Source organism: Parendozoicomonas haliclonae, assembly GCF_900174585.1.
Lineage (GTDB): Bacteria > Pseudomonadota > Gammaproteobacteria > Pseudomonadales > Endozoicomonadaceae > Sansalvadorimonas > Sansalvadorimonas haliclonae.
This window is the reverse complement of record NZ_FWPT01000010.1, coordinates 182,414-203,095: the sequence shown is the minus strand read 5'-3', so window position 1 is coordinate 203,095 and position 20,682 is coordinate 182,414. Positions and strand designations below refer to the sequence as shown.

Sequence of the window (20,682 nt, the reverse complement as noted above, 5' to 3'; positions counted from 1 at the left end):
CTGCGCGGCGGGAACTAAACTTTCAGAAGAACGATTCAGAACTGTCCTATTCAGGTCTTGGCTTTACGGGTCAAGTCGCAGCCATACGGGAGCAGCACATTGCCAAAAGAGCGGACTGTCCGGGTTACCAAACCATTTTCCTATGCCGTCTGGAATGATCAGTCCAACCTGCCCCTGAACTTTACCCTGTCCATTATTGTTCCGACCTTTAACGAGGCAGAGGTAGTTGAGACCTTCCACCAGCGCCTGACCCTGGTGCTGGATAAGATTCCAGTCAGTTCCGAAATTATCTACGTCAACGATGGCAGCACCGACAACACCTGGCAGAAGCTAAAAGCCCTGCCCCAAAGTCGGAGTGAGCAGGTACTTATCGCCCTGAGCCGTAACTTTGGTAAAGAAGCTGCGATGAGTGCGGGGCTGGAAGCTTCGAGAGGTGCGGCAGTCATCCTGATTGACTGTGATCTGCAAGACCCACCCGAGTTGATTCCGGGCATGCTGGCGGAGTGGCAGAACGGTTATGACATTATCAATATGCGCCGCCGCAAGCGTTATGGGGAAAGCTGGCTGAAAAAGCTTTCTGCTCTGCTCTATTACCGCCTGTTAAACCGGCTTTCCGATATTCATATTCCAGAAAATGTTGGCGATTTCCGATTGCTGAGCCGCAGGGTTGTTGATCATATCAATGCCCTGCCGGAGAAAACCCGTTATATGAAAGGCCTGTTTGCCTGGCCGGGCTTTCGCCAGCACGAACTGTTCTTTGACCGAGACCCTCGTCTGGCCGGTAAAACCAAGTGGCATTACCTCAAACTCTTTGGACTGGCTTTTGAAGGCATCACCTCCTTCAGTGTGCATCCGTTAAAGCTGGCGACCTGGATTGGTGTTGCTATCTCTTTACTCTCACTGATTTACGCCATAGTGATTGTTTTCAAAACCCTGCTCTACGGTGATCCGGTTGCCGGATACACCTCTTTGATGGCGGTGATGCTGTTTCTGGGTGGCATTCAACTGATGGCCATGGGACTGCTGGGGGAATATGTCGGGCGGATTTTTATTGAGAGCAAACAACGCCCCAACTATTTAACCAGCCAGAAAATTATTCGTTCCGGCTTACACAACAAACCATCGGCAACAAACGCAAACGTGCCTAAGGATCCTGCCAACCGCAGCTGAGTAACAACGCTGTTTTAATGGGAAAGAAGTCTTCCCAGGTAGCTGTGTTCTTTGGCAACTTTCATGGATTGGGCCAGATTGTCCATGGTGGTATAACGAGCCTGAAGCTGTTCCTTTTCAGAATCAGTCCAGCCAGACTTGGTCAGCTCGTCTTTCCAGTACTCGGCATCGTCCTCATACATGGTGGTGAAAGCCTCAGCACTGCGCTGTGCCTCAAGCTGATACTGGTCTGCCGCCATATTCAGAGTTGGATCTTCCCAAGTTTCCCAATCTTCTACACAGAGCCCGCTTTCTGCCAAACCTTCCGCATGCTCTAACAACTTTACATAGCGCTCTTTAAGAGCCGCCAGCTCTTCCCGGGACAACAGTGGTTCCAACTCAACAACCAGCGCATCAATATCCAGTGAACGCAGCCCTTCCAGAACCGCCTGATCAATTAACAACGGGAAGCCGGTGCGGGCCCCGCCTGAATATTTATCGCTGGAGGACTTATCCTCACTCTCCCGAACAATATCCGGATTGGGTGAAAAGCCGACATCATTATCGATACCGATAACCTGACCGGTTTCCGGATCAATCATATAGTTGCAGGTATGACGGTCTGGCTGAGCACAGAGCGCATCCAGCCATTCCAGTCGGTTGAGTTCGGAACACATCTGCCAGTAAAGATCACGATCCATGGTATGAATCTTGTTCTGTTTGACCGCATCATAGCCCGTCAGACCGGAAGCCATGGTCATCACCAGCCCCATCTGTTGTTTATGCTCAACAAACTCGATGTCCGGCACCAGATCAACAAACCCCAGTGCCGTACTGGTTTTCTCAGCGGCCATATTACGCATAGTGAAGAACGGGCAATCCGGATTCAGATAACGGTCTTCCCCGACAATCTCACTCCAGCGAGTATCATCCCGCGTCGCGATCGGCTTGAAGACCCTGACGACCTTATCACCCTCTGGCGTCAGATAATTCATGTGATAGACCGTGTTTATTCCGCCGGAGCCGAGCTTGGTGGGTGGCGACTTGGGATCAAGCTGCTGATCATTCAGCTTCGACAATCGGGTCACATCCGGTTGTAACTGATATCCCAGACGTTTGAACTCCATGGCCTGATTCCAGCTCATACCATTATTGGCACACCCAACCGCGCCGGGATCATTCATGACCTGCAGTAGCAGGTTTCTCTCTCTTCGGAGAGAATCCCTGACCGCCCTGAGTTCGATTTTTTCAAGGATGCTCAGATTTTTCTGCTGATCGCTCCAGCTGGAAAAGGAATCATTAATCTTTTCCATTTGCGCCGACAGCTCTTTGACTCGGGCCTCAATGCCATAACGGGTTTTGGGCATAGGCCGTTCCAGCCGCTTATGCCAGGGGGCTAAAAGCTCATCTATTTTTTCAGGAAGTTTCTGCCCCAGAAAGCCACTCTGTTCCAGCTTTTTCCTGTCAGGAATAGAAAGAAGGTCGGCATGATTGTCCACGCACTGTTTTAAAGACCGACCATCAACAACGCGCTCTTCCGGTTTCTGCCCAAAAGCCTCAAGGCGCTCCTCGGTAGTAATCGTGGCATCCTGAACAGGTAATGAACGCTTCTGAATATCAGCCTTGCTGAGCCGTTCCAGCTCCCTGTCCCAACTCTGATCGCCACCCACCAGACGCTTGCGGGCCTGCAACTGGAGAATCTTCTGATTATCTTTAACCTGTTCGACAGGCGTACCGAGATACAGCTCCTGCTGCGCCTGACGCACCAAAGCCTCCTGCTGGGCTTTGTACTTCTCCACGGCGATATAGGCGGCATCCGAGTCAGCCCGCCAGAACACCAGCTGCAATCCGCCTTCAGTATCCGATGGTACAATCTCAGCAGAAAGATCCGGCGACAGAGCAACAAGATCCAGCCCCTCAACCCAAGGGGAAGATATATCAATAATACCGGCCGGACATTGACCACCATTCACGGCCCCAATCTGATCACTCAGGCTTTCCAGGTCATTTTTGCGATAGCGTTCTGAAAACGGTACAGGCTGATAATTGGCCTTGGGCTGATAGCCAACCTCAATTAAATCGCCCAACGCCGTGACCACATCCGGATCGGATTCAATAGTCAGCTCAAATATTCCGCCAGCCTTGAGTTGCTCAACAGAGGCTCCCTGCCCATTTTTCAGCAGAGTGAACTGGAGATGATCAATATCTTCCGGTACTCCCAGATTTTTACGCACAAAACTCTCTATATTTGTCGTTCCAGGTGGCACTGTGACATTCAGCTGCGCGGGGATTTTCCCTGACGCCTGATAATGCTCCGGGGCTGTCACTGCCATGCGAGCCATGGGATGAAACTGCAGCCGGGGCTTGTTGTTCTGTTGCACACCTTCGTTATGGGGCCTGACGCTGCGCTGATCCAGACGACGATGCTCTGGCTTCTGATCGACGGGACGGGGAATGCGGGATTTCACCTCCGGCGGCTTCGGCCCTTGCTGGTGCCCTTCCGGTGTAGTCATACCCGTTGGCTGGCTCGTACTGCCTTTCACACTGGGCATACACTTTCCCTCGAAAAAGAGTCTTTCCGTCTATATCGGCGGCAACCGGCTCTTGTTTCGCAGGGTTCCTGACTATGCTTGCATCGTCTTTCGTTCGGCTTGGAGTCTCGGGTGCCCAACCATAAACAGCTTTTTACTGCCCGCACCCTGCTCTGGCTGATGCTGGTTACCCTGATCATCAGGCTCCTCTCTTTGGGACTGTATCCGCTAATGGATACCACAGAAGCCCGTTACGGAGAGATTGCCAGACTGATGGCTGAGACCGGCAACTGGATAACACCGCAGATTGATTACCAGATTCCCTTTTGGGGCAAGCCACCTCTCTACAGCTGGCTGACCGCTGCCAGCTTCCAGCTGCTGGGTGTGAATGAGTTCAGCGCCCGGCTTCCTCACTTCCTGCTCGGCCTGCTGGTTCTCTGTTTGGTATGGATAGTGGCAAGACGGCAGGGCTCTCAGCTTAAAGCTGCACTCTCCTGCCTGATCCTTAGTACCACCGGCGCATTTTTAATTTGCTCCGGCGCAGTGATGACTGACATGTCCCTCCTGCTGGCCACAACTCTCAGCCTGACTGCTTTCTGGCTGGCCTGGCACAGTGAACAGAATAAAGGTGGCGTGTGGGGACTGTTGCTGTTTGTCGGACTGGCGTTGGGGCTGCTGGCCAAAGGTCCGATCGCCTGCATTCTGGTAGGGTTGCCGATTCTGCTCTGGTGTTTAACAACTCGCCACTTAAACGGCTTGTGGTATCGACTGCCCTGGATCACTGGTCTGCTGCTTATGCTGGCTCTGGCTTTGCCCTGGTATCTCATGGCCGAACAGGCGACTCCGGGATTTCTTGATTACTTTCTGATTGGCGAGCATTTTCGCCGTTTTCTGGAAAGCGGCTGGCAGGGCGATCGTTATGGCACCGCACATATCGAGCCCAAAGGCATGATCTGGTTTATGTGGAGTTACGCAGCCCTGCCCTGGAGTGTGGTGCTGTTGGCTCTGGTAATCCGGCGGCGTAAGCGGGTCTTTCTACATAAAGCCTCAGCCAGCACACCGGCCGAAAAAGAGTGGCGTTCTTTTTTATGGTTCTGGATGCTCTCCCCTCTGCTGTTCTTTACCCTATCCGGCAATATCTTGTGGACCTATGTATTGCCCGGGCTACCCGCCATGGCTCTGCTGCTCGCCGATTATATCGGCACACTGCTGGCAGAACCTGGTGCCAGTATACAAGGCAACCAAAAGCGTCTGCGTTTTTGGGTTATCGCACCAGCCTGTCTCTCTCCAATCGTTCTTATCGGTCTGGTGGTCATGGCCAACAACAACCTGAAACATACCGCCAAAGGTCTTGTGGACAGCTATCACCACACAAGCCCACAAAATGCCGATCTGGTTTTCTGGCCCAAGCGCCCTTTTTCCGGTCAGTTCTATTCCAAAGGTCAGGGGCAGATCATTACTGACCAAAATGCCCTGATCAAAAAGATTACGGCCTCCCCAAACCTTTATGTCGCCATGCCTCCAGCCAGCCTGCAAACCCTGCCGTCTTCCATACGGAATCAGCTGCAACTGGTACAAAGAGGAGCCAAACTGGAGTTATGGAAAAAGAAAACCTGATGTTTTGCCGAACAAGAGGCAAAATCTGCTTTGCCTGTACCGGTTCAGGCCTTAAACTTTCTTGTTTACACATTTTGTAAATTGCTGAAGATCCATGCGCACTAGCCAGTACTATCTACCGACGCTCAAAGAGACTCCCGCTGATGCGGTTGTGGTCAGCCACCAGCTGATGCTCCGTTCCGGCATGATCCGTAAACTCGCCAACGGCCTGTACTCCTGGCTGCCGGCAGGCAAGCGGGTTCTGCGTAAAGTCGAAAACATTGTCCGTGAAGAAATGGACCGCTCCGGCGCACTGGAAACCTGGATGCCGGTTACCCAGCCGGTTGAACTGTGGGAAGAGACTGGTCGTGTGAACGACTTTGGCCCTCAGCTGCTGCGCTTCAAGGACCGTCACGGTCGTGAAATGGTGCTCGGCCCAACCCACGAAGAAGTGGTTACCGATCTGGTTCGTCACGAACTGAACAGCTACAAGCAGCTGCCAGTCAACCTGTACCAGATTCAGACCAAGTTCCGCGATGAAATCCGTCCGCGTTTCGGCGTGATGCGCTCCCGCGAATTCCTGATGAAAGATGCCTACTCCTTCCACCTGACCGAAGAGTGTCTGGCGAAGGAATTCCAGAACATGCACGACACCTACTGCCGTATCTTCGACCGCCTGGGTCTGGAATACCGCCCAGTGTTTGCAGACTCCGGCGCGATCGGTGGCGACGGTTCCAAAGAGTTCCACGTACTAGCTGAATCCGGCGAAGATGCCATCGTATTCAGCGACAGCAGCGACTACGCCGCCAACATTGAAAAGGCTGAAGCGGTAGAACCTGCTGGCGATCGTCCTGCACCATCTGAAGAGATGACCCGCGTTCCAACCCCGAACGCCAAGACTATCGACGAGCTGGTTGAACAGTTCGATCAGCCGATCGAAAAGACCGTCAAGACTCTGATCGTGAAAGCGTCCGAAGAGTCCGAAGCGCAGCTGATCGCGCTGATGATTCGTGGCGACCACGAGCTGAACGAAATCAAGGCAGCTAACCTGCCGGAAGTGGCCTCCCCTCTGGAAATGGCTTCCGATGCGGAAGTGAAAGACGTTATCGGTGCAGGCTTTGGCTCCCTGGGCCCTGTTGGTCTGACCATCCCGGTTATCGTTGACCGCACTGTTGCCAAGATGGCTGACTTTGGCGCCGGCGCTAACGTTGATGGCGAACACTTCTTCGGTATCAACTGGGACCGTGATGCGACCTACACCCGCGTCGAAGACCTGCGCAACGTGGTAGAAGGTGACCCAAGCCCATGCGGTAACGGCACTCTGTTTATCAAGCGCGGCATTGAAGTCGGCCATATCTTCCAGCTGGGCCGTAAGTACGCAGCGGCCATGAACGCTTCTGTTCTGGATGAAAACGGTAAAGACTCCGTTATGTTTATGGGCTGCTACGGTATCGGTGTGACCCGTGTTGTTGCTTCTGCCATCGAGCAGAACCACGATGACCGCGGCATTATCTGGCCAGATGCCATTGCTCCATTCCAGATCGCTCTGGTGCCTCTGAAAATTGAAAAATCCGAAGCGGTGCGTGAAGCCTCCGAGAAACTGTACAACGAGCTGACTGCAGCCGGCTTCGATGTCATTATGGATGACCGTAAGGCCAGCCCGGGCGTGAAGTTTGCTGATATGGAACTGATCGGTATTCCTCACCGCGTGGTTATCAGTGATCGCGCACTGGAAGCCGGCGAGCTGGAATACAAGAACCGCCGTACCGGTGAAAGCCTCAACTTCGCTGTTGATGCGGTTGTAGCTGAACTGAAAAACCGGGTGCAGATCTGATCCCTCGGATTGCCCCGCGCAGCTGGCAGGCACTGTCTTTCAAGGCAGCTGCCCTGCCAGCCATTCTGCTTTTTATCCTCCTTCTCCCCTTTTCGTCAGCCAGCCTTGCCAACAGCCGAGTTATAGACGACGAAATGCGCGTTTATCTCCAGCAGGCTATTGAAAAGGCCGACAGCTTTGAAGATGCCTACACGGCGGAAGTCTGGCTGGTCGATATGTCTCTTCGCCTCGCCAAATATATGGAAGACGAGCAGGAACGCCTGCACCTTCTGCAAACCGTTCACAAGGAAGCTTTGAGAACCGGACTGCAGCCGGAACTGGTCTTATCGGTTATCCATGTGGAGAGCCTGTTTGATCGCTATGCCATCTCATCGGTTGGCGCACAGGGGCTGATGCAGATTATGCCGTTCTGGCGTAAGGAGATAGGCCGGGAGGATGACAATCTGACCGAGCTGGAAACCAATATCCGCTATGGCACCACCATTCTCAGCTACTACCTGAAAATAGAGAAAGGAAACCTGAGCCGGGCTCTGGCTCGCTACAATGGCAGCTTGGGGAAAACCTGGTACCCAGAACGGGTGATGGTGCGTTGGGAGCGCTTCTGGACCGTACGTTAAGAGAATGCGTTAAGAGAGTGCGCTAAACAACAGCGCTCGGTTATTGAGTAAAAAAGCCGGTTAAATGTGCGCAGGGTAACTCTTCAATATCAATCGCTTCCACAACCGCTAAAGGCGGACCTTCATAAAGCCAGTCCGTAAGGCGGGTGACTGCACTCTCCTCGCCACACATCATGACCTCGACACTGCCATCGGCACAGTTTTTGGCCCAGCCATTAACTTCCAAAGCTTCAGCACGCTGGCGGGTCGATGCGCGATACCAGACACCCTGAACCTTGCCTCGCACTATGGCTTTTCTGCAGACTTTTGACATAGCTACCCCTGCTCAGGCTTTTGTCTTCAAGGTCTGGATTTCTGCCAGCAGACCGTCTTTGGTTTGTGGGCCGATCAGACGTTTAGTCATCGTGCCATCCGGAGCAATAATATAAGTCGCTGGCAGAACCGGTGGCATTTCCAGCCCAAGCCCGGGTACAAACGATGGTGCGACCACCGGGAACTCAATATCCATTTTCTCAATTTTCCCCTGCAGCTCCTGCAGAGAAGCAGGGTTATCGAAATCCACGCCCCAGACCCGAACACCGGCCTCATGGTCCAGCTCATTTAACTCGGGTATCTCTTCACGGCAAGGGTCACACCAGGTGGCCCAGTAATTCACCACCAGCCAGGAGGAATCCTCTGCACTCAGCTGCAAAGCTTTACCCTGATGATCCTCAAGTTGCGTCTGCTCCTGTGCACCACAACCGGCCAACACTATAAACACAGACAGCAACAGGAAGCGGATGCCATTCTGAAACCGGTCGGTGATAATTTTACCCATTATGATCGCCGCTCCGTATCCAGAAGAACACCATCCGATAGCCTGTGCTCGAGAGAGCCGGACAAAACCCGCCCCCGCTCTTCGTTCAACCCTTGCAAGATACCAACAATATTACGGAACCAATCAGGGCGATCATCAAAGGACAATGCCTCCAGCTCCCGGCTTTCCGGTATTGGCCATGGGCAACGGCTGACCAGGCTGGCCAAATCCACAGCACTGAAAGCGCGAGCCGGCATCAGGGCACCATGACTGTTACGCACCAGAAGCTCCTCACTGATTAACCAACGCGCTACGGCTTCCCAATCCCGCTGACTGACCGGCCAGCCATCCTGCTGCACATTTTCAAGCATGGTGGTTTTGCCCTGCGTGAACCGTTCATGGAAGACCGCAAGGATAGTCAGCATTGCCAGCATGGGGGAGAAAGGTTGTCTATCTTCACCGGACGGTTCGCCCAGAGCGTGCACCAGCTCGGCGCCCAGCAGAACAATCAGCCAGCTCAGGAAAATCCATAACAGGAACACAGGCACCGCCGCAAAGGCCCCATAAATAAATTCATAGGTAGGTGATAAGGTCAGAAACAGGGCAAAGCCCTGCTTGGTTAACTCAAACATCAGTGCAACAAACACACCCCCAGCCATGGCATGGCGCAGATTGACCCGTCGGTTGGGTACAGCCAGATATAGCAAGGTAAAGGCCGAAAAGCTCATCAAAATAGGAAACAGCTGCAGAACCAGGCCTTTCAGCCCCAGCGTGGTCGTGGCATGGTCGAGAAATTTAATCGTGGTCAGATAAGAGGTGGCAGCAAACCCAAGTCCCAGCAGCAACGGGCCAAGGGTAAGGATCATCCAGTACAGCAGAAAGCTGGTCATCGGCCGGCGCGCGCCAACCGAGTGAAAGATGGTGTTGATGGAGCTATCGATGGTACGCAGCATCATCAGGGCCGTGGCCACCAGAAAGCCCATACCGATTAACGTCAGGTTACGGGCCTGAGACGAGAAGGATGTCAGCCACTCACTGACCGTCTCACCGGCAGAGGGTACAAAGTGAGAGAAGATAAACTGCTGAATCTCGACACCGGTCCCGTGGAAAGTCGGGAACGATGCAAGAATACTGTAGGTCACAGTCAGAAGCGGCACTATGGCAAACAGCGTGGTATAGGTGAGCGAGGCTGCATGATCCGGACAGTTATCCTCGAAGAAATTCCGAAAGGTCATGCCTGCCAGCCTGCGTATAGTGCCAAGCACGCCGGGAAGGCTTCGTTCCTGTATGCTGCCGCGATCCATTTTCGGTATACCCCTATGCTTCATACCGATAGAATACACAGCCATAACAGAACAGAAAACCGGTTCCCCAAATAGACAGGAGCTTCCCTGTGGCTGACGTCACTATTTACCACAACCCGCGCTGCTCAAAATCCCGTCAGACTCTGCAACTGCTGCAGGAGCAGGATATTACTCCAGAGATTGTTCTTTATCTGGAGAACACCCCGGATATAAAAACCCTGAAAGCGGTTCTCGACAAGCTGGACATGAGTCCAAGGGAGCTGCTGCGCAAGGGTGAAGATGCCTACAAAGAAAACAATCTGAAGAACCCAGAGCTCACTGACCAACAACTGCTTGAGGCGATGGTTGCCTATCCAAAGCTGATTGAACGTCCGATTGTTCTGGCCAATGGCAAGGCTCGCATTGGCCGTCCGCCGGAGTCCGTACTGGAGATTCTCTGATGAGTGCTGCTCCAGAGCCCTACATCCTGATTGTTTATTACAGCCTGCACGGTGCGACCCGGGAAATGGCCATGACCATCGCCCGTGGTGTTGAGTCCGTAACCGGTATGGCCGCTCGAATCCGTACAGTGCCCAAGGTCTCAACAGTGTGTGAAGCTACGGAAGAATCGATTCCATCTGAGGGCGCACTTTACTGCACCGAAGATGATCTGCAGGGCTGCAGTGGCCTGATTCTGGGTAGCCCGACCCGTTTCGGGAATATGGCCGCGCCGATGAAGTACTTTCTGGATGGCACCGTAAACCAGTGGCTATCGGGCACGCTGATTGATAAACCGGCCGCCGTATTCACCTCAACTGCCAGCATGCATGGTGGTCAGGAGAGTACTCTGCTCAGCATGCAGCTACCACTGTTGCACCATGGGATGGTGATCTGCGGCCTGCCCTTTACCGAACCGGCACTCACAAAAACCCAAACTGGCGGAACGCCCTATGGGGCCAGCCATGTCGCCGGACAAAATAACAACCCACAGTCGTCTGAAGAAAAAGAACTTTGTCTGACTTTGGGTAAGCGCGTTGCCAGGCTGGCTCTCAAGCTGGCCTGAACAAGCAAGAGAAGGAAGCGAACGTATGTCAAAAACTCTGGGGCCGAAAGCACAGACCACCTGGCTGTTGTCAGTCATTCTGTATTTTCTTCTGCTTGTGACCATCACCCTTGATCACTGGCTGTGGGCACCTCCAGAAGTGGATTCCCCCTGGCTGATCTGGGCCTTCCGAATTGTGCCTTTGCTGATTTTTGTGCCGGCCGTCATCTCCAAACATGGTCGTGGGTTTGCCTGGCTGGGCTTTGTTGTACTGTTTTATTTTACCAGCGGTGTGGTTAAGGGCTGGACCTACGAAAGCTGGGAAGGCTGGCTGCTGGCGGGTGAAAGTCTGCTGTTGTTTATTACCACCATTCTGTTTGTGCGCTGGTATTTTCAGGGGAAATAAAGAAAAGGCAGCTCTGTTTGAGCTGCCTGTTGATTAGAACTTAACAGTTAACAACTATTTCAGTCCTGCTTTGGTTTTGGCTGGTTTATCGACTGCTCAGGGATCTCAGCCTGACCGTAACCATAGGTTTCACCATCCTCATCATTGACCTCGAAGTCTTCATAGGTGTTCTCATCCATCACCTTACCGAAGTTCTTCTTGTGCTCGGTCTGGAACTCACTTTGCCGATCAATGTGGTACTGACGAGCTTCAGCTTCCTGACGGGCACGCGCCTCATCGCTCAGCTGCTTACGACCCTGGGCCTTGGTTTCAGCCCAACGCTCCTTGGCTTCCTGGCGCAGCTTCAGCTCATGCTCGGAAGGAGCCTTTGACTTAGGCTGTGACTCCTGAGCCAATTTCTTTTTGGCTGCAGCAATACCACGGTCTTCGATATCGAGAGAGCCGCTCATGCGGAACAGATCCATTCTGTTGGAAGCTGCAGGAATATCCTTCAGTACTGCACCAAACTGCTCCTTGTACTGCTCCTGAGTCTTGTTACCTGGCACCTTGTTCCCGGCACGGATCTCATTGAGAACAGAACCAAAGCCTTGTTGCTGATGGACTTTCTGTGCCGCTTCATGGCCCAGCTGCTCGTAGTACTTCATCACATCCAGAGACTTCTTGAGCTTATCGCTGCCAGAGGTCGGGCCATTTTTCTCAATCTCGTCTTCCAGACGCATCATCCAGTCATAGCTCTCTTCAAGCAGGAGATCGTAATCCGGATCATCCTTATCAACCGGACCGTTCTGAGCAACCTTATCTTCCAAGCCCATCATAAAATCGTAGCCTTGGTCGCGAACCGGATCCGGATCATCCACACCAGCCTGATAGCTCCGATCAACCTTATCCTCAAGGTCCATCATGAAGTCATAGCCCTGGTCACGAACCGGGTCAGGATCACCATCATAATTGACCATCGCACCTGAAATTTTCAGCTCTTCCATCATGCGCTCTTTAGTGTCCAGCTGCTGCTGGTTGATCACCGCGCCATTCAGAGTCTTGAGAAGGTCAACGGTAAAGTCACCTTCACCATGACGATGGTAAACCGGCAGAGCTTCCATACCTCGCTGGTACAGCCACTTCAGTTCAGTGCTCAACGTCACGTTCTTACCCTGAATCTGCACAGTCATATTGGACTCAGCAATACCCAGCTTCTTGGCATAGGCCTGAACAATGCCAGCCATAACCCGCATATCTTTCTTGGCATTTTTCAGCTGTCTTCTCAGCTTCATGGCTTTAACCATGTGACGAACCATGCTGCCAAAGTTCGCCTTGCGAAGGCTAACCAGAATCATCTGCTCATTGGCTTTCAGGTCACCACGGGTGGTTTCCACACTAAAGGCCAGCTGGGCCAGAGCTTTCTCACTCACACCCAGATGCTTGGCAGTCTGTACTTCTTCATCGCTATCGAAGCCACTGATCAAGCGGTCAAGAGCACGCTCCTGGCGGGAAAGTACAGCCAGACGCTCCTCGGCCGCCATGACCATACGACCATGTTCAATAACCTTCATCAGCTGACTGGCACGCTTGAATGTGGCCTTCAACTCAGCCTTGTCTTTGAAAACGGTCGGATCATCTTCAGCCGCTTCCAGCCTGGCACGCAGGCCGGTCAACTCACGTCCAGCCGCAACCACATCGCTCGGGCTGACCGTGTTAGCCGACAGGAGGGCACGACACTCAGCACTGTTCTTCTGAACAGTTTCCAAACGTGGGCGTAGCTTGGAGCTTTGCAGATCATTCAACTCGTGCGTCTTGGCCTTATAAGCGTCCTGAAGCTCTTCAAAAGACTCGTAGCCAGTGGCAGCAAGAATCGGCTCCAGCACCTCATCACGCTCTTCCTTAAGATTGCCGATATTCGTCAGGATCGCAGCTCTGGTTTCCGTTGGCATCTGAGCCGCCTGCTCTTCCATGCGGCTGATTTCACTATTTAGCTTGTTGAGCTCTTTGTGATTAACGCAGGCATCCAATGTGAGAAGCTCTTCGCCGAGAGCAATAACGTCGTCCTGTTCAACCACAAACTGATCCAGCAGTACATGCTCCATCAGACGATCATTGCGCTTGGTGTCCAGACGATCAAAGGCATCCTGATCACGCTGATCAACACCTTTGCCTTTAACGCCTTCCAGAACTGCACGGCGGGTTTCGTCGGCTTCAAGAGCAGAGTCCATTGTACGGGTGCTGACCCATTCCTGCTGATCGCCCTGATGGCTCATCCTTGTAGCATTTTTAGCGGTAGGAGCCGTCAGCTCTGCAAACATTGCCTGACGCGCTTCATCATCCTTCATATGCCGATCAATGGCACCCTTGCTGGAAAACTTGCCATATTCCAGATTCTTGCGCTCTTGCCCAATCTTACTTCTGCCTTCACGCAGCTCGGCAGCAAAAGCGCCCTTGTTACCGCCCAAATCAGGGCGCTCGCCCGACTTACGCTTTCTCTTATGTTCCCTGGTTGCAGTTTTGGCTTGCTGCGCAACCGTCATCTCCGATTCTCTGCGATCTTCAGGAGAGAAACCTGAAGTATTATCTGATCCAGAATAAACCTTACCGGAACGGTTCTTCAGCCCTTCCAGATACTGGGTATTCGTGCTGTTCGTAGGTAACTGAGCATCTCCCTGCTTAGCCTCAATATTACGACCTCTGTGCTTAACCCGAGCCAACAACTTATCGGCTTTTGCCTTACCCTTGTTCGCAAGGTCAATAAGCTGCTGAGGGATAACTGGCCCTTGAATCTTCGACATGATGCAACCTCCGTGTGCGATCTTTAGTTCTGACCGGACATATCCTTGTCCGTGAACGCTAAGTTACGGGAAAAGTTCCCGGGGATCTTTTAGACAAAGGTCTGCAAGAAACCTTGACGTCCAGAACAAGAACAACATCTCGGGGAAGTGCGGAGAGGCAGGCAAGTTATCCCGGTCCAACTTCCATTACTGTCCAGCCAGAGATAGTCCTTAATGTTCACCATAGAAGGCTCTGGGATAAGAGGAAGTCAGGGGATAAGAAAAAGGCATTGAGCGCCTCAATCCCTCCGCACTTTCTGTGCTAACGGAGGGAAAAGGCAGGATTCTGACAGCAAAGGGCTACAAAGGCGCTACCAGCTCATAACTTCCTTGACGAAAGGAATGCTGAGCTTGCGCTTGGCTCGCAGGCTGGCGCCGTCAAGGCGGGCCAGAACATCAAACAGGCTCTGCATAGTACGGGGGCTGCGATTGAGGATAAAGCGGGCAACATCTTCAGAAAGATCCAGGCCACGCAGGTGCGCGCGCAGACGTAGAGCCATCACCTTATCGTTATCTCCCAGAGGTTGAACATGGAACACCAGGCCCCAGGACAGACGGGAAATCAGATCAGGAAGCTCCAGCGGCAGCTGGCGCGGCGGGCAATGGCCGGCAACCAACAGGCGTTTACCGCCTTCCCGCAGCTCATTGAACAGATTGAAGATGGCCTCTTCCCACATGCGATGGCCGGCAATCGCCTCGATATTATCCAGGCAGATCAGATCCAGGGCATCAAAGCCTTCCAGAATGCGGGGGGGATAATCCACCATTTCCTGCATGGGAAAATAGGCGGAGCGCATCCCCAGACGATCGCTCTGGTGACAGGCGGCCTGCAGAAGGTGGCTGCATCCGGAGCCGGAGGCTCCATATAAATAGAGGAAGGATTCCGGTTCGATCCCTTCAGGGCACTTCTCAAGGTCCAGCATATTCACCAGGGAATCGTTGGCACCGGGATAGAAGTTTGCGAAGGTCGCGTCATCCCTCAACTGCACACTTAGCGGTAATTGCAACGGCTGACTCATGTATCCGCTATGAATCGTAGGTTTAGCAGGCTCATACCATATCATGACTCGTTGCTGGCATGATACAAGTGACTGCCCTTATAGTTGCCATAAAGGTGCACCAGCAGCACCATAATCACGGCGGCCACTGGCAAAGCCAGCAGCACACCGGTAAATCCAAATAACTGGCCCCCTGCCATAATGGCAAAAATAACCGCCACCGGATGCAGACCAATTTTGTCACCCACCAGCAGCGGCGTAAATACCATTCCTTCCAACATCTGGCCAATCATGAACACAATCACAACTCCGCCAACAGGCAGCCAGGTATCAAACTGGAACAGCGCCATCACCAGGGCAACACCAATTCCGACAATAAAGCCCATATAAGGCACAATACTGGCCAGACCGGCTATCAATCCAACCAGCATGGCGAACTGCAGCCCGACCAGCCAAAGCCCCAGGCCATAAGTCAGACCCAGCAGGCACATAACAATCAGCTGCCCCTTCAAAAAGGAAGCCAGCACATCATCACACTCATTGGACAAGGTGGAGACCGTGGGTGCCAGATTGCGGGGAATCATCTGCCCGACATTGGCAATCAAACGATCCCAGTCCCGCAGTAAATAAAACGTCACCACCGGAATCAGGAACAGATTGGTAAAGAAGGTGATTACCGTCATGGTTGAACCACCAATGGCACCACCGACATATTTCAACAGGCTGCCAGTCTTCTGCCACTCTCCCGAAAGAGTCGCACTCAGGTCTTTCAGATTAAACAGCTCAGGATGGATATCCACATACTGGCTCAACCATGGGACCAGTGTCGTTTGCAGCCAGTTACCCAGCTCTGGCAGCAATTGAATAGCATGATGCAGCTGCCTTACTGTTCCGGGAATAACAACCAGCAGCGCCAGCACCAAAAGCAGAATAACAAACGCAAACACTGTGCAAACTGCTGTCGTTCGACCAAGACCAAGATTCTCCAGGCGATCAGCAATAGGATCGCCCAGATAAGCCAGCACCATAGAGACCAGGAAAGGAGTCAGTACCGGCCCCAGCAGATAAACCATCAGTCCGGTGAAAATAACCAGTGCCAGCAGCAGTCCGCGCTGACTGACAGTCATTCCACGCACCAGCTCTTCAGGGGATTGTATCTCCTGAGGATCCAGCTCTGGTGTATCACTTGGCGTATCGGTCATTTCCCACTCCCTTCATCCCTGAACTCAGCGCCAGCGGTAATTCAGGTCAGCCTGCATCGCCGGCTGCCCTACAACACCGCTGGCCTCATTTATTTCCGGTAATATCGCTGGTACCGGAGCCAGTCTGCGCCCCAGCTCAATCGCCGCTTCCAACTGCTGAAGCGTACCGTCAATGGTTACTTCCAGCGTGATATCGGTTCCTTTCACCACCACCGGCGTCACACTGCGCACAGCAGTCAGATTATCCAGATAGCGCATCAGCTTGGCATAGGAATCCACTCCAGACACATTGCCGACCTGGATACGTATTGGACGATCCGGCGAGGTGCCGACGGCAACGCCATACACATCCGACAGGGTACGGGCGATATTGGCAATCGCCTTCTCTGACAGTTCTGCAGAACTCATACCGCTATAGCTGGTGCTGATCACCCGTCCCTGAAATAGAAACAGAGAGCGTCCGGTCCAGCGATTATCTCCAACCGGCCAGACCTGCATGGCCAGCACCGCATTGGCACCATAACGGGCCGAAGCTCTCAGTACCGGCTCTTCAAACAAACCCCAGAGTTCAGAAACACTCAGCGCGCCGCTGTCTTCAAAATCCATCAGCGGGAAAATCAGTGGCAGGCCCCACGCCTCGGCTGCCAGATTTAAATCGTCACGGAGAACAAACTCATCCTGTGGTGCAACAATCTGCCGCTGCCCCATATTCTCGAATGCGATCCAGGCCAGCACTGGTGGACGATCGCCACCCCAGAGTGGCAGACGGTTATCCCGCAGCAGACGATTCAGAGCGGCCTCATTAAAACGCACCTGCAGCAGGTACTGATGCCAGGGTTGGGCGCGATCGGCCTCTGCCTGCTCCCGGTAATTGAACTGACTGACCAGTTTGCCGATCTGGGACCGTGCTTCGGAAACCCCGGCCAGCTGCATAACATCGCTGCGCCCAGTCAGTTTTTTCATTACTTGTTCAAAGGCTTTCTGGAAAGCGGCCTGACGATTGTTTTTAGTCTGATCCGCAACCGGCACCCAGACCTCATAAAGCTGGCCGGTATCAACAAGTGCCCGGGCCGTGACCGAGTGCCCAGCCGTTATCAACAGGAGAAACACAAGGCCTGCTAAAGACAGCCACTGGCTGCGAACCTGCTGAAACAACATCATCATCGTGCTAACAAGCCATTCCTGAACAAAAAAACCGTTACATTGTGCCACATCTTTTCCGCGCCATCCTACAGAATCCATCATCTATCTCCACTTCCTGCACACGCCGACAGATGGATAGCCGAAATAGACTGCGACTGATACAATCCTGCGCCAGCTCATCACCCAAAAAAACATACTAATGGAGCTGCAGCTCCAGCCGGATTGAACCGAGACATTATGACCAAAAATACAGGATCGCTCAGTTACCGCGATGCGGGCGTTGATATTGATGCCGGAAACGCTCTGGTAGAACGCATCAAGCATGTGGCCAAACGTACTCGTCGCCCGGAAGTTATGGCTGGCCTGGGCGGTTTCGGCGCCCTCTGCCAGATCCCGGCCGGTTACAAAGAACCGGTTCTGGTTTCCGGCACCGATGGTGTGGGAACCAAACTGAAACTGGCCATGGACCTCAACCGTCACGACACCATCGGTATTGATCTGGTCGCCATGTGCGTGAATGATCTTATCGTCTGTGGCGCCGAACCTCTGTTTTTCCTGGATTACTACGCCACCGGCCATCTGAATGTGGATGTTGCCGCCAGCGTTGTTGCCGGCATCGGCAAAGGCTGCGAGCTGTCTGCCTGCTCTCTGGTCGGTGGTGAAACCGCCGAGATGCCGGGCATGTACCAGGGCGAAGATTATGACCTCGCCGGTTTCTGTGTAGGCGTGGTGGAAAAATCCGAAATCCTCGATGGCACCAAAGTAAAGGCTGGCGACACCCTGATCGGCCTCGCTTCCAGCGGCGCTCACTCCAACGGTTACTCCCTGATTCGCAAGATTCTGGAAATTAATGAAACCGACCTGAGCATGGAGCTGGATGGCAAGCCTCTGGCTGATCTGCTGATGGAACCCACCCGCATCTATGTTAAGCCGATGCTGGAACTGATCCGCGCCGGTCTGGTGAATGCCATGAGCCATATCACCGGCGGTGGCCTGCTGGAGAATATTCCTCGCGTTCTGCCTGAGAACACCAAGGCTGTTATTGATACCCAAAGCTGGGAAATTCCTGCCCTGTTCCAGTGGCTGCAGCAAGGCGGTAACGTTGAACAACGCGAAATGTACCGCACCCTGAACTGTGGTGTGGGTATGGTTGTAGCTGTTCCTGCTGAACGCAAGGAAGAAGCTTTAGCCATGTTGCAGGCTGCGGGCGAAACAGCCTGGGAAATCGGCCATATTGCCGAGGCTTCCGAAGGTGAAGAACAGGTGGAGCTGGCTGGCCTGTAATGGATAACCAGACTTCAACCAACACTCCAGACAAAGCTGCTACCGCTACTGATATCGTGGTACTGATATCCGGCAGCGGCAGCAACCTGCAGGCTTTGATTGATACCCAGGCAGAAACCAACACCCGGATTGTTGCTGTGATCAGTAATAAACCGGAAGCCTACGGTCTGATCAGAGCCGCACAGGCTGGTATTCCGGCGGTCATTCTGGAACATGGCCAATACGAAAGCCGCGAGGCTTTTGATCAGGCCCTGATGCAGGAGATCGACAGTTACAATCCGGCACTTGTGGTTCTGGCCGGCTTTATGCGGATTCTGACACCCGCCTTTACCGATCACTACCATGGCCGGATGCTGAACATTCACCCTTCCCTTCTCCCTAAATTCAAAGGTCTGCACACCCATCGCCGCGCCCTTGAAGCCGGCGAACAGGAACACGGTGTCACCGTGCACTTTGTCACCAGTGAACTGGATGGCGGAGCTCCGGTGATTCAGGCCCGGATTCCGGTACTGGAAGATGATTCGGAAGAATCGTTACAAAAGCGGGTACTGGTGCAGGAACACATCATCTATCCTGTGGCTGTCGGATGGTTTGCAAATGGCCGTCTGACACTTCAAGATGGGAGAGCCTGTCTGGACAGCACACTGCTGCCGGAGCAAGGCTTTCAGCACACCAGCCTGTCTACACCGGATCTATGACCCGATATTTATCCCCTTTTTATACATCCCGTTTCAGCAAGGCCGCGATCACAATCGCAGCCTTGCTGGTTATGCAGTCTCCAATATCCCTCGCCAAAGAGACGGCCGCCACAGCTCAACCCGTAGCAGAACTCAAACCTTATTCGGCCAGCTACTCCGCCACCATGAGCGGCATCCCAGTTAACGGTAATGCCGAGCGCACACTCAGCCAGAATCCGGATGGCAGCTGGACACTGTCGTTTGATGCGGAGATGCTGCTGTACAGCCTGACCGAGAAGTCACGTTTCCGTTTTGCCAACGGTCAGATTCAACCGGAAGCCTACCGGCTTCAAAAGGGTGCGCTCGGCCGGAAGGACACCGCAACCGTTGAGTTTGACTGGGGCAAGAAGATTGCCAACAGTCGGGAAAACAAGGACAGCTGGCAGGTGAACCTGAGTCCTGCTGACCTCGACCGCATCAGTTATCAGCAACAACTTCAACTGGATGTTGCCAAAGGCCTGAAAGAGTTCAGCTATCAGGTCATTGATGAAGACGAGAAAGACAACTATCGCTTCCGCATTGACGGCGAAGAGCTGCTGGAAACCCCGGCCGGCCCGTTAAAAACCGTGCGTTTGGTGATGGTCAGAGATAACAATAAACGCCAGACTACCCTCTGGCTGGCCAGAGACTGGAATGATCTTCTGGTACAACTGAAGCAGACTGAAAAAGGTAAAGACTACATAGTCACCCTGAAAAAGGCCGTAGTCGACAACAAAACCGTGACGGGGCAAAAGTCGCCAGGTAGCAGTACCAATACCAGCACCAAAGCGGCCACCCCGAAAGCCTGATGCAAGAGGAAACGGCATGAGAATGCTGCACACTATGATCCGGGTAGGCAACCTGGATCGTTCTATCGCGTTTTACACTGATGTTCTGGGCATGCAACTGCTGCGCAAATCAGAAAACGAAGAGTACAAGTACACCCTGGCCTTTGTTGGTTATGGTGACGAATCTGAAAACACAGTGATCGAGCTGACCTATAACTGGGGCACTGAAAGCTACGATCATGGCAACGCCTTCGGTCATCTGGCGCTGGGCGCTGAGGATATTTACGCAACCTGCGACCGTATCCGTGCAGCCGGTGGCAAGATTGTTCGTGAGCCAGGCCCGGTTCTTGGCGGCACCACCGAGATCGCCTTCGTTGAAGATCCGGATGGTTACAAAATCGAGCTGATCCAGCTGAGCCACGCCGGCAAGGGCCTGGAAGGCTAAACCTTCAAAGCCTCAGCCATTATGTGCTGAGGCTTT

General features: G+C 53.2%; 19 protein-coding genes. 11 read left to right on the top strand and 8 right to left on the bottom strand.

Features of this window, described 5'->3' with window-relative positions; genetic code table 11:
• Positions 1-99 precede the first annotated feature (99 nt).
• Entirely contained in the window at positions 100-1,170 is a 1,071-nt protein-coding gene (locus tag EHSB41UT_RS19610; protein WP_242667367.1) for a glycosyltransferase family 2 protein, read from the top strand.
• Between the two features lie 14 nt (positions 1,171-1,184).
• Here the strand turns inward: EHSB41UT_RS19610 and EHSB41UT_RS19605 are convergent, their stop codons facing one another.
• Complete coding sequence (locus EHSB41UT_RS19605) at positions 1,185-3,701, bottom strand: hypothetical protein (protein ID WP_087112557.1); 2,517 nt, start codon at positions 3,699-3,701, stop codon at positions 1,185-1,187.
• A 111-nt stretch (positions 3,702-3,812) separates the two neighbouring features.
• Between EHSB41UT_RS19605 and EHSB41UT_RS19600 the strand changes: the two genes are divergently transcribed.
• The 3 genes from EHSB41UT_RS19600 to EHSB41UT_RS19590 all read left to right on the top strand — a co-directional run bounded on the left by EHSB41UT_RS19600 (position 3,813) and on the right by EHSB41UT_RS19590 (position 7,727).
• Positions 3,813-5,297, top strand: a complete 1,485-nt coding sequence (locus EHSB41UT_RS19600; protein ID WP_133060585.1) for an ArnT family glycosyltransferase — start codon at positions 3,813-3,815, stop codon at positions 5,295-5,297.
• A 94-nt stretch (positions 5,298-5,391) separates the two neighbouring features.
• Positions 5,392-7,110, top strand: coding sequence for a proline--tRNA ligase (locus EHSB41UT_RS19595; protein WP_087112555.1), 1,719 nt, complete (start codon positions 5,392-5,394; stop codon positions 7,108-7,110).
• A 134-nt stretch (positions 7,111-7,244) separates the two neighbouring features.
• On the top strand, positions 7,245-7,727 hold the full coding sequence (locus EHSB41UT_RS19590; protein ID WP_087112554.1) for a lytic transglycosylase domain-containing protein: 483 nt from the start codon (positions 7,245-7,247) through the stop codon (positions 7,725-7,727).
• Between the two features lie 40 nt (positions 7,728-7,767).
• On the opposite strand, the gene EHSB41UT_RS19585 is transcribed toward EHSB41UT_RS19590, so the two are convergent.
• Genes EHSB41UT_RS19585 through EHSB41UT_RS19575 form a run of 3 tightly spaced genes read right to left on the bottom strand, consistent with a single transcriptional unit; the run spans position 7,768 to position 9,758 of the window.
• Positions 7,768-8,040, bottom strand: coding sequence for an acylphosphatase (locus EHSB41UT_RS19585; protein ID WP_087112553.1), 273 nt, complete (start codon positions 8,038-8,040; stop codon positions 7,768-7,770).
• A 12-nt stretch (positions 8,041-8,052) separates the two neighbouring features.
• Positions 8,053-8,544: a TlpA family protein disulfide reductase gene (locus EHSB41UT_RS19580; RefSeq protein ID WP_087112552.1), complete on the bottom strand. Its 492-nt coding sequence runs from the start codon at positions 8,542-8,544 to the stop codon at positions 8,053-8,055.
• Positions 8,544-9,758, bottom strand: a complete 1,215-nt coding sequence (locus EHSB41UT_RS19575) for a YihY family inner membrane protein (protein ID WP_165767347.1) — start codon at positions 9,756-9,758, stop codon at positions 8,544-8,546. Before EHSB41UT_RS19575 ends, EHSB41UT_RS19580 begins: the two co-directional genes overlap by 1 nt.
• Before the next feature lie 158 nt (positions 9,759-9,916).
• On the opposite strand from EHSB41UT_RS19575, the gene arsC reads away from it, so the two are divergent.
• Genes arsC through EHSB41UT_RS19560 form a run of 3 tightly spaced genes read left to right on the top strand, consistent with a single transcriptional unit; the run spans position 9,917 to position 11,254 of the window.
• The gene (gene arsC, locus EHSB41UT_RS19570; RefSeq protein WP_087112550.1) at positions 9,917-10,267 is read left to right on the top strand and encodes an arsenate reductase (glutaredoxin); all 351 of its coding nucleotides are present in this window, start codon (positions 9,917-9,919) and stop codon (positions 10,265-10,267) included.
• Positions 10,267-10,869 (top strand): NAD(P)H:quinone oxidoreductase, encoded by a 603-nt coding sequence (gene wrbA / locus EHSB41UT_RS19565; RefSeq protein WP_087112549.1) that lies wholly within the window; start codon positions 10,267-10,269, stop codon positions 10,867-10,869. The genes arsC and wrbA overlap by 1 nt, the downstream gene beginning before the upstream one ends.
• A 25-nt stretch (positions 10,870-10,894) precedes the next feature.
• On the top strand, positions 10,895-11,254 hold the full coding sequence (locus tag EHSB41UT_RS19560) for a DUF2069 domain-containing protein (RefSeq protein WP_087112548.1): 360 nt from the start codon (positions 10,895-10,897) through the stop codon (positions 11,252-11,254).
• 59 nt (positions 11,255-11,313) lie between these two features.
• Here EHSB41UT_RS19560 and EHSB41UT_RS19555 read toward each other — a convergent pair whose 3' ends face one another.
• The 4 genes from EHSB41UT_RS19555 to EHSB41UT_RS19540 form a co-directional block, all read right to left on the bottom strand.
• Positions 11,314-14,031, bottom strand: a complete 2,718-nt coding sequence (locus tag EHSB41UT_RS19555) for a hypothetical protein (RefSeq protein ID WP_087112547.1) — start codon at positions 14,029-14,031, stop codon at positions 11,314-11,316.
• A gap of 350 nt (positions 14,032-14,381) precedes the next feature.
• Positions 14,382-15,089: a DnaA inactivator Hda gene (hda, locus tag EHSB41UT_RS19550; protein ID WP_087112546.1), complete on the bottom strand. Its 708-nt coding sequence runs from the start codon at positions 15,087-15,089 to the stop codon at positions 14,382-14,384.
• A gap of 41 nt (positions 15,090-15,130) precedes the next feature.
• Positions 15,131-16,270, bottom strand: coding sequence for an AI-2E family transporter (locus tag EHSB41UT_RS19545; protein ID WP_242667366.1), 1,140 nt, complete (start codon positions 16,268-16,270; stop codon positions 15,131-15,133).
• Positions 16,271-16,294: 24 nt separating this feature from the next.
• Positions 16,295-17,515 (bottom strand): DUF2066 domain-containing protein, encoded by a 1,221-nt coding sequence (locus EHSB41UT_RS19540; protein ID WP_087112545.1) that lies wholly within the window; start codon positions 17,513-17,515, stop codon positions 16,295-16,297.
• A 135-nt stretch (positions 17,516-17,650) separates the two neighbouring features.
• Between EHSB41UT_RS19540 and purM the strand changes: the two genes are divergently transcribed.
• From purM to gloA, 4 genes are read left to right on the top strand one after another with little or no spacing between them, the layout of a single operon-like run.
• Complete coding sequence (gene purM / locus EHSB41UT_RS19535; protein WP_087112544.1) at positions 17,651-18,697, top strand: phosphoribosylformylglycinamidine cyclo-ligase; 1,047 nt, start codon at positions 17,651-17,653, stop codon at positions 18,695-18,697.
• On the top strand, positions 18,697-19,395 hold the full coding sequence (purN, locus tag EHSB41UT_RS19530; protein WP_087112543.1) for a phosphoribosylglycinamide formyltransferase: 699 nt from the start codon (positions 18,697-18,699) through the stop codon (positions 19,393-19,395). The genes purM and purN overlap by 1 nt, the downstream gene beginning before the upstream one ends.
• Positions 19,392-20,222: a DUF3108 domain-containing protein gene (locus tag EHSB41UT_RS19525; RefSeq protein WP_165767346.1), complete on the top strand. Its 831-nt coding sequence runs from the start codon at positions 19,392-19,394 to the stop codon at positions 20,220-20,222. Before purN ends, EHSB41UT_RS19525 begins: the two co-directional genes overlap by 4 nt.
• A gap of 16 nt (positions 20,223-20,238) precedes the next feature.
• Positions 20,239-20,646: a lactoylglutathione lyase gene (gloA, locus tag EHSB41UT_RS19520; RefSeq protein ID WP_087112541.1), complete on the top strand. Its 408-nt coding sequence runs from the start codon at positions 20,239-20,241 to the stop codon at positions 20,644-20,646.
• Positions 20,647-20,682: the final 36 nt, after the last annotated feature.

Excerpts from the sequence above, each read along its gene's own strand:
- purM (WP_087112544.1), top strand. The coding sequence starts at position 17,651 with ATGACCAAAAATACAGGATCGCTCAGTTACCGCGATGCGGGCGTTGAT.
- purN (WP_087112543.1), top strand. The coding sequence starts at position 18,697 with ATGGATAACCAGACTTCAACCAACACTCCAGACAAAGCTGCTACCGCT.
- EHSB41UT_RS19540 (WP_087112545.1), bottom strand. The coding sequence starts at position 17,515 with ATGATGGATTCTGTAGGATGGCGCGGAAAAGATGTGGCACAATGTAAC.
- EHSB41UT_RS19580 (WP_087112552.1), bottom strand. The coding sequence starts at position 8,544 with ATGGGTAAAATTATCACCGACCGGTTTCAGAATGGCATCCGCTTCCTG.
- wrbA (WP_087112549.1), top strand. The coding sequence starts at position 10,267 with ATGAGTGCTGCTCCAGAGCCCTACATCCTGATTGTTTATTACAGCCTG.
- EHSB41UT_RS19605 (WP_087112557.1), bottom strand. The coding sequence starts at position 3,701 with ATGCCCAGTGTGAAAGGCAGTACGAGCCAGCCAACGGGTATGACTACA.
- EHSB41UT_RS19585 (WP_087112553.1), bottom strand. The coding sequence starts at position 8,040 with ATGTCAAAAGTCTGCAGAAAAGCCATAGTGCGAGGCAAGGTTCAGGGT.
- EHSB41UT_RS19555 (WP_087112547.1), bottom strand. The coding sequence starts at position 14,031 with ATGTCGAAGATTCAAGGGCCAGTTATCCCTCAGCAGCTTATTGACCTT.
- EHSB41UT_RS19545 (WP_242667366.1), bottom strand. The coding sequence starts at position 16,270 with ATGACCGATACGCCAAGTGATACACCAGAGCTGGATCCTCAGGAGATA.
- gloA (WP_087112541.1), top strand. The coding sequence starts at position 20,239 with ATGAGAATGCTGCACACTATGATCCGGGTAGGCAACCTGGATCGTTCT.
- EHSB41UT_RS19575 (WP_165767347.1), bottom strand. The coding sequence starts at position 9,758 with ATGACCTTTCGGAATTTCTTCGAGGATAACTGTCCGGATCATGCAGCC.
- EHSB41UT_RS19560 (WP_087112548.1), top strand. The coding sequence starts at position 10,895 with ATGTCAAAAACTCTGGGGCCGAAAGCACAGACCACCTGGCTGTTGTCA.
- EHSB41UT_RS19595 (WP_087112555.1), top strand. The coding sequence starts at position 5,392 with ATGCGCACTAGCCAGTACTATCTACCGACGCTCAAAGAGACTCCCGCT.
- hda (WP_087112546.1), bottom strand. The coding sequence starts at position 15,089 with ATGAGTCAGCCGTTGCAATTACCGCTAAGTGTGCAGTTGAGGGATGAC.
- EHSB41UT_RS19525 (WP_165767346.1), top strand. The coding sequence starts at position 19,392 with ATGACCCGATATTTATCCCCTTTTTATACATCCCGTTTCAGCAAGGCC.
- EHSB41UT_RS19590 (WP_087112554.1), top strand. The coding sequence starts at position 7,245 with ATGCGCGTTTATCTCCAGCAGGCTATTGAAAAGGCCGACAGCTTTGAA.